At 35.4% G+C, this 5,394-nt stretch carries 2 protein-coding genes, 1 rRNA gene and 2 pseudogenes; all 5 read right to left on the bottom strand.

Features of this window, described 5'->3' with window-relative positions; all coding sequences use genetic code 11:
• Nucleotides 1–831: 831 nt before the first annotated feature.
• Nucleotides 832–2,976 carry an ATP-binding protein gene (locus tag PQ474_RS25465; RefSeq protein WP_273848377.1) on the bottom strand — a complete coding sequence of 715 codons (2,145 nt, stop codon included), beginning with the start codon at nucleotides 2,974–2,976 and terminating at the stop codon, nucleotides 832–834.
• A 107-nt stretch (nucleotides 2,977–3,083) separates the two neighbouring features.
• Nucleotides 3,084–3,328: pseudogene (locus PQ474_RS25460) on the bottom strand (MFS transporter); the annotation flags it as partial.
• A 671-nt stretch (nucleotides 3,329–3,999) separates the two neighbouring features.
• A pseudogene (locus PQ474_RS25450) lies at nucleotides 4,000–4,188 on the bottom strand (hypothetical protein); the annotation flags it as partial.
• A gap of 44 nt (nucleotides 4,189–4,232) precedes the next feature.
• Entirely contained in the window at nucleotides 4,233–4,385 is a 153-nt protein-coding gene (locus PQ474_RS25445) for a hypothetical protein (RefSeq protein ID WP_273848376.1), read from the bottom strand.
• Nucleotides 4,386–5,319: 934 nt separating this feature from the next.
• A 5S ribosomal RNA gene (rrf, locus tag PQ474_RS26820) occupies nucleotides 5,320–5,394 on the bottom strand; the annotation flags it as partial.

The following is a 5,394-nucleotide window of genomic DNA, read 5'->3' as shown; positions in this document are numbered from 1 at the left end:
AACTGTATCGCTAACGATACTTCATTGTGATTTTACGAAATCACTTAAAATTGACGAGAAAATCATGTTTTCTCTTTCCGCTTGGCTTTTGTTCAGTTTTCAAAGAACTATTGTGTCACTTCGTTAGCGACATTTACTATCATAACACAACGAATCATTCCGCGCAACAACTTTTTATAAGCTATTTTTGCAAGTCGTTATGTAACAAGCTGTCGTTAACAGCGACAAGTAATACTATATCACACCTTATAATTCTGCGCAATATTTAATTTAGAATTAATTTTTGCGGCTAGGTTTAATAATTTATCATAGTTTTGTACTTATAACAACTACAATTACAAAAACAATTCTCCAAATGACCAATCATTTTTCTTACTATATTAAGTTCAAACCATATTTTATGCTAATCCACATCATTACTAAGAGACACTCTATCGATTATTTATACTTCTTTAAAATGCATATTCAGGCGGAAAGTCTATTAGTTGGATAGCAAAAGAATCCCTTTTTCAAAAGAAGATTCTTTCATTAAGATCTAGTCTAACCTTCCTTACTGATACACTTACGTTTAAAAGAGAGAAGGAGATAGTGCGAGATTAAAGTGATTTTGTATCGGCTATGTATATATGATTCCTATAGCAAAAAGGACACAGAGTTTAAACGTTAGCTCGGAGCCCGTCTTTCACTACCCAAGTAAAGTAAATATAAAGTCTAATGAGTTTAGCTATTGCTACCGTAAATTTATGTCTAATATTTAAACCCTTGATGTATCTCTCCAAGAAAACTAAAAAACCCCACTTGCTCAAAAGTGAGGTCTCCCATACTTAAAAATTATTTATTCTGCACTGGTAAAATCACATCAACCGTCGTTCCTTGATTCTTGTCACTAGAAATCTCAAGCTTTCCATTATGATGTTCAATAATGCGGTAGCTAACCATTAGACCTAAACCAGTACCTTTTTCTTTCGTTGAATAAAACGGCTCCCCCAATCGTTTCATTCGTTCTTTGTCTATTCCCATTCCTTCATCCACAAAACGAATCATAATGTGGCTATCGTCTTTCTTCATAATTTGCACCAGGATCTGACCACCGTTTTCCATAGACTCGATTGCATTTTTTAAAATGTTTACAAAGACCTGCTTTAATTGATTTTCCTCGCACCAGATTTCCGGAATTTCCGCATCAAATTCAGTCATAATTTGAACGTCATTCAAATTGGCTTCTGACACAAACAGATCAATGATCCTTTGGCATATTTCCCTAACATCTTTCATGTCACGCTTTTCAGCTTGTGGCTTTGACAAGATCAACATTTCACCAACAATTAACTTAATACGCTCAATCTCAGATAGCATAATATCAAAATATTTTTCCTCTTCATAATTAGGCTTAATGAATTGAAGAAATCCTTGAATGCTTGTTAGAGGGTTCCTTATTTCATGAGCTATACCTGCAGCTAATTCTCCAACAGCAGAAAGTTTATCGGACTTTCTAATGACTTCCTCTACTACTTTCCGATCGGTAATGTCATTGGCTATGCATAATACATGAACATCATCGGATTCTGTTGAGATCAATGGAATCTTAGTGGTTTGTACCCATTTCACGCTCTCGTTTTTACCCATTAATACCTCTTCTTCAATGTAGGTATCCTCGAGCTTTTCAATGGTCAACCGATCTTCCTGTAGATGATTTTCCACTTGTTCGATGTTAGGGTTAAAATCCGCTTCGGTTTTTAGTAACATTTCCTTAACCGTTGTCCCGTAAAACGCCGCATAGGAATGATTGGCTAACATATATTGGCCTTCGCTGTTTTTTGCATAAATAAAATTAGGACTCGAATCTATAATCTCGCGAAGAAACTCCTTCTGCTTAATTAATAGCCTTTCCTTCATTTCAATATTTGCATTTGCTACTTCTATATACTCAGCCATTTCATTAAATCGCTTTAGTAATTTACCAATTTCAGTATTATTTATCTGATTTATACTCATCCTCTTACTAAAATGGCCTTGTGCTACTTGCCCTACCGCTATTTCTAATTCTTTAATTGGCTTAATGATTTGTCTAGTATACAGAGCTGTAGCAATAGATAAAAACAGGAATAATATGAATAAAAGGTAAACTAACGTATCCTGAAACCTTTCAAAATAGATTTGTGTATAGGAAACAGGAACCTGTGCAACAACGCCCCAGTCGAGTATCGGGATATATTGATAGGAGGCTAACATCGGAATGTTCTTTGTATTCGTTACTTCTTCATAACCAGATTGTTTGTTTAAAACCTTTTGAACAACTAGATTAGATGTTACATCCTCACCAATTCTATCAGACAAAGGATGAGAAATTAACCTCCCATGTTTATCTACAATATAAGCATATCCATCACCTAGTTGGATATTGTGCATAATTGACTTAAAAACGGGGTTCTCTTCAATTCGTATGATTAAATTAACTATGTTTAGAATTTCACCTTGCTCGCTTAAAAGGGGAATAGCAACAACTACTACGAATCTACCTGTAACAGCTGATACTACATTACTTATATAAATGTCTCTCGTTTCCATGGCTTTTTGAACATATTCTCTATCCAGAAAGTTTTGATCTTTCAACACTTCTTTCAAATTCTCTGGAAAGTATCCGGTAATCTGACCATCAGTCTCAACAATTGTTGCACTATCTACAAACGAAGAATACTCCACAATTTCTTCTAATTGATTATGGATCTGCCAGGTATCGTCCTCAACCGATTTAGTTTGAATATAACGACCTAACTTTTGTAAATCTACGGTTATCGTATTTATTTGGCCTTGTAATCTCAATACTGTTTCATCAGTTATATCTTTCGATTTATTTTTAGCTATTTCAGGTAAAGCTGTTTGTGACATGAAAAAGATCACCCCTAATAACGCAAGCATGATTAATAAATTAATCACGAATATTTTCCAAAACATGAGTGACTTTAGTGTTTTCAAAAAGGAACAGCTCCCACTTTAACTAATCAATTACTATTTTAAATGATATTGATCATGCAATCTAGTTTTTTGTATAAACATGTCTAACGTCGTAGTACGTGAAGAAAGAGACCATTAACTCCAAACAACACACTAAACACTTGAGGCGACACCCCATAAATCCCCTCGTACACAAACGGAGTTCCCGCCACATAAGCAAAACTCCCGCCAAGAATGAAGCAAACGGTTAACGCATAGCCAATAAAGCTCCGATCCTTAAACCAACTCCCCATCGCCGCACCGAACTCCCAACCGAACTTGGGAACCGCTTCTCCGGAGGTAACGTCTCCTTTAACTTCAGCGCAACCATCAAGTTGCATGATTCATATATTTTTTTAAAAAACCGACTTTTCTATTGAAAGTAAGTCGGTTTAAATTAAGTTCAATTATACTGTTTACATGAATGAGAAAATCTAGTAAACCAGCACGTTTCATAATGTCAGTGTAAGTAGTATCATCTACTTGTTGGTTAGATACTTCTTTACCCCATACAACGCCAAGTGCAGAGGAAAATTCTTCCTGAGTCGATAATTTTCCAGAAAGCTCGTTTGTGGGGCAAATGTTGCCCCTAATTGAACTACATCTTGTCCTTGTTACTATACAACAAAATGTATTCTTCCTTAACGATTTAGTAACCACATTTGTTCATCTATTTTCTTGCTAACATATGAAAGTACATATTAAAAACTTGTTCATGACAGTCCTAAAGCTTAATTCTATACGATAATAGAAATATTTAAAAATAATAAAATAGCTTTTCCCTTTAAAGTTAGCCGCCAGTTTTGGACTTAAGATTAATATGCGCAATTTTATAGTAGTTAGGATCTAATACTGAGGGTTAGTAGAATTGAATTATACATTATTAACGCTAGACAATAGAAGAACCTTAATCAATAATAAACAACAGTGGCCATGAAAGAACATAGCCATTATGGTTTGTTTTGAAGTCTATCCTATTTTGTTTAATCACTATAAGTAAATAAGTTATCTAACTAACGCCTTCTCCAAAACTTCTGCCAAATCCATTGTTCTTACTTGATCTTCTACTTCTTTTACTTTCGTTCCATCACTTAATATCGTTAAGCAGTACGGACAGCCACTCCCGATCACGCTAGGGTTGACGGCGAGTGCTTGCTCGGTACGAGCAACGTTAATACGTTCACCTGAATGCTCTATCAGTAGACTCTCTTATTGGTGTATTAAAAGAAATTCAAACGTTACAATAGATCTTCGTAATCAATATTGCCCGCCTTTTTCGACGGCTCAGTTGTTAGTTCTTCTGAAAACTCTGACATAGTGGTTTGATCTCTCATAAGACTGTAAGCTGTAGCCCCAATTCCTACTCCTATAACTAATACTAAAAACAGCATCCCACCGTTGTTGTTACGTCTAGCTCCAAATAATTGCTCTGCTCGTCTACCCCAATTGAATACATCTGTTACCCAGCCAATATGATTGATGATTGATCATTGAATTCATCATTTCGTTAGCACCCCCCTTTAGTTTATAACTTGACTTTCACTTTATTACTTTCATTTCTCACACAATTATGAGGACGAACTTTTCTCTATCATGGAGCAGGATTATTGTTAAAACTTAATACGAATTCACAATTACCAACTTCCTCCAATTTCTACATCTTACATATTGCTCATTTTAAAAGGAACTCTAAGCTTTAGATAGAAAACGGTTCAATCAAATGGTCAAAGAGTTCCTTTACAAAAGACCCCGTCTAAAAAAGCCACCCTCAGAGATTAACGCAAGATAAGATACACAGTATTGATTTTATATAAATAATTGTTGAGGATAGAAAGTTTTACAGATTAACTGATGATAAAGAAATCAAAGTAATAAAACGCAGGATATCATTTAAAGGTGAGTTTATAGCCATTATTAAAAGAAGATCGATGACTTTTTAGATAAGTATAGAAGCCTACGAAAATGAAACTTTTAGTGTAACGGCTTAATTTCATCACTTATAAAACCTCCAGAAACACCCCACTCGACTTCCTCCACAACTCCTCATACCCAATCTCAAGATAAACCTCACCCTTTACAATCTCAATCCGACTCCACGCCCCATTCATCCGTACCTCATCTCGTAATTCCGTTGCCAAAAAATCTAAGCATCAAAATCCCAACTAGAACTTCTTCCCCATTCATACACACCTCAAAATCTTTAAACCGGGGAAAACAACTACCTCAACAAGTACAGAATTGTAGATTCCGTTTGCACAGGTTCTATAATTATTTCATCACCTTTTTATACAAAAAAAGCATCCCTCAATGGAATGCTTTCAAATTGCCTGGCAACGTCCTACTCTCACAGGGGGAAGCCCCCAACTACCATCGGCGCAGAAGAGCTTAACGACCGTGTTC

It is taken from the genome of Halalkalibacter alkalisediminis (assembly GCF_028610705.1).
Lineage (GTDB): Bacteria > Bacillota > Bacilli > Bacillales > Bacillaceae_D > Halalkalibacter > Halalkalibacter alkalisediminis.
This window is presented reverse-complemented; position numbering and strand designations above follow the sequence as displayed.